The organism is Micromonospora sp. MH33 (assembly GCF_003013775.1).
Classification (GTDB): domain Bacteria; phylum Actinomycetota; class Actinomycetes; order Mycobacteriales; family Micromonosporaceae; genus Micromonospora; species Micromonospora fulviviridis.
This window is the reverse complement of sequence record NZ_MUYZ01000494.1, coordinates 1-3,018: the sequence shown is the minus strand read 5'-3', so window position 1 is coordinate 3,018 and position 3,018 is coordinate 1. Positions and strand designations below refer to the sequence as shown.

Sequence of the window (3,018 nt, the reverse complement as noted above, 5' to 3'; positions counted from 1 at the left end):
GACCGCGCCGGCGGCGGCCAGCACCGCCGGGGCCGCGCCCGGGTTGGTGAGCACGGCGACCGGTTGGGTGGTGCCGGCCGGGAAGGCGCGGGCCAGGGTCTCCGCGCCGGCCACCGCCTCCGGCTTAACGCGGAACTGCTCGGTCTCCGACAGGCCGGTGCGGATGCCCAGGCCGCCGAGGGCGAGGGCGGCGAGGAGCAGGGTGGCCAGCGCCGCGATCGGCAGCGGCCGGCGGACGACGCCGGCGCCGAGCCGGCCCCAGAGGCGGCCCTCCCGCGCCGCGCCACCGACCCGGGGTACGAAGGGCCAGAACAGCCCCCGCCCGAAGATCACCAGGACGGCGGGGAGCACGAAGAGCGCGGACGCCATGGCGAGGACCACGCCGGTGGCGCAGGCCACCGCGAGCGCCCGGTTGGTCTCCTGCTCGGACAGCAGCAGGGTGAGCACGCCGAGCACCACGGTGCCGCCGCTGGCCAGGATCGGCTCGGCGGTTCGGCGCAGCGCGGCCCGCATGGCGGCGAACCGGTTCTCCTCGCGGCGCAGCTCCTCCCGGTAGCGGGCGATCAGCAGCAGCGCGTAGTCGGTCGCGGCGCCGAAGACGAGCACGCTGGCGATCCCGGTGACCTGGCCCTCCTGGAGGTGGATGCCGAGCGCGGGCACGATCGTGTCGACGGCGCGCAGGGTCAGCTGCTCGGCCGCGGCGACCACCAGCAGCGGCACGATCCACAGGAACGGGCTGCGGTAGGTGATCAGCAGCAGCAGCGCCACGACGCCGGCGGTGACCGCGAGCAGGGTGATGTCGGCGCCGTCGAAGACCTTCGTGAGGTCGGCGGTGAAGGCGGGCGCGCCGGTCACCTCGACGGTCAGCGCGTCGGGCAGGTCGGCCAGTGCCGCGCGGAGGCCGGCCACCTCGTCCACCACGGCCTCCTGGCCGCCGGCGGTGGACAGCGGCACGGCGACCAGCGCCACCGTGCCGTCGGGGGAGAACTGGGCCGGCGCGACCCGGCCGCCGGCGGCGAACCGGCCCAGCGCGGCGGAGGCGCCGTCGAGCGCGGTCCGGTCGGACTCGGCCAGCGGGGCACGGTCGGCGCGGCTGACCACCACGACGGCGGGCTGCACGTCGCTGGCGGGGAGCTGGTCCTGGAGGCGTTCGACCTGCGTCGACTGCCACTCGACGGACAGGCCGGTGGCGGAGACGGGAGCCGGGTTGTCGGGGCGGGGTAGGCCGAAGACGACCGCGCCGACGACGAGTGCGGCGGCGACGGTGAGCCAGGCGGCCAACCGGCCCCGGGCGACGCGGGTGAACAGTGACATCGGGATGCCTCACGAAATCGTGTCGATGATGAGTCTCGCTGACCAAGTATCTTGATAGGCGAGATTATCGGCAGAGGCTCTATGCTGCAACCGGACGGTTCGGGCAGGGGGTGGCGGCGAGACGTGGGAGCGCAGAGCATGTACCGGCGGCGGGACGACCGGCGCGGGCAGATGATCGCGGACATCACCAACGACCTGCGCCGCTACTCGGCGGACGCGCAGCACATCGGGCACGCCTTCGCCGGCCTGCACGGCCTCAACGCCACCGACCTGCACGCCCTCATCGCGGTGATGGACGCCGAGCTGCTCGGTGACCCGATCACCCCGGGGCGGCTGGGGGAGGTGCTCAACCTCTCCTCCGGCTCGGTGACCGCGCTCGTCGACCGCCTCGAACGGGCCGGGCACATCAGGCGCGACCGGGACACCGCCGACCGGCGCAAGGTGTTCCTGCACTACGCCGACCGGGGTGCGACCCTGGCCCGCAGCTTCTTCGGGCCGCTGGGCCGGCGGACCGACGAGGTGATGGGCCGGTTCAGCGACGACGAGCTGGCCGTCGTGCACCGGTTCATGGCCGAGATGGTGGTCTCGATGCGCGAGCACCGGGACGCCGTGCGCGCCGCCCGGGGCGAGCCCCGGCGCGGCGAGCCGGAACGCGCCGCGGACTGAGCGTGCGGCGGCTGGTCACCCGGCTCGCCGGCGCGGCGCTGCGGCTGCCCGCCGCGCGGGCCCGGCGGATCACGGTCACCCGCGACCTTCCGGTCCGGGTGCGCGACGGGGTGACACTGCGCACCGACCACTACGCCCCGGACCTGCCCGGGGCGGCCTGCGTGCTGATCCGCACCCCGTACGGGCGGGGCGGTCCGGTCCGGCTGCTCGGCCGCCTCGTCGCCGAGCGCGGCTACCACATGGTGATCCAGTCCTGCCGGGGCACCTACGGCTCGGGCGGCGAGTTCGCCCCGCTGGTGCACGAGCGCGACGACGGGCTGGACACCCTCGACTGGCTGCGCCGGCAGCCCTGGTGGACCGGCGCGTTCGGCATGTTCGGCGCCAGCTACCAGGGGTTCGTGCAGTGGGCGGTCGCCGCCGAGGCGGCCGACGAGCTGCGCGCCATGGTCGCCGTGGTCACCGCCTCGGGCACCCGGGACTCGACGTACGCGGGCGAGTCGTTCGCCCTGGACACCGTCCTCACCTGGGCGGAGCTGCTCCAGGCGCAGACCGTGCCCTGGCTGGCCCGGCAGTGGGAGCTCAAGCGCGGGCAGCCCCGGCTCATCCGCGCGCTGGCCCACCTGCCGCTGGTCGAGGCGGACCGGGTCGCCACCGGGGTGACCGTGCCGTTCTTCCAGGAGTGGCTGCGCCACCACACACCGGACGCCGACTACTGGCGGACCCGGATCTTCGGCGACCGGATCGCCGAGGTCCGCGCGCCGGTGGCGATGGTCAGCGGTTGGCAGGACATCTTCCTCCCCGCCCAGCTCGACGACTACGCCCGGCTCCGGGCGGCCGGCGCCCGTACCCGGCTGACCGTCGGCCCGTGGACCCACGGCAGCCCCGGGCTGCTCGTGGCGGCCCTGCGCGAGGGGCTCGACTGGCTCGACGAGCACCTGGCCGGGCGCCCGGGGCCGGGCCGAGCGCCGGTCCGGGGGCTGCTCGACCGGCTGGACGTGCTGCCCGGCGGCGCGCCCGGGGGCAGGGAGGCCCCGTGAC

At 75.6% G+C, this 3,018-nt stretch carries 2 protein-coding genes and 1 pseudogene; 2 read left to right on the top strand and 1 reads right to left on the bottom strand.

What is annotated here, in order from left to right; all coding sequences use genetic code 11:
- A partial coding sequence (locus tag B0E53_RS34895) for an MMPL family transporter (protein WP_146167916.1) occupies positions 1-1,314 on the bottom strand: 1,314 nt, incomplete at its 3' end.
- 138 nt (positions 1,315-1,452) lie between these two features.
- Between B0E53_RS34895 and B0E53_RS34890 the strand changes: the two genes are divergently transcribed.
- Together B0E53_RS34890 and B0E53_RS34885 are read left to right on the top strand one after the other, a co-directional pair.
- Positions 1,453-1,980, top strand: a complete 528-nt coding sequence (locus tag B0E53_RS34890) for a MarR family transcriptional regulator (protein ID WP_107079770.1) — start codon at positions 1,453-1,455, stop codon at positions 1,978-1,980.
- 2 nt (positions 1,981-1,982) lie between these two features.
- A pseudogene (locus tag B0E53_RS34885) lies at positions 1,983-2,954 on the top strand (CocE/NonD family hydrolase); the annotation flags it as partial.
- Positions 2,955-3,018 lie beyond the last annotated feature (64 nt).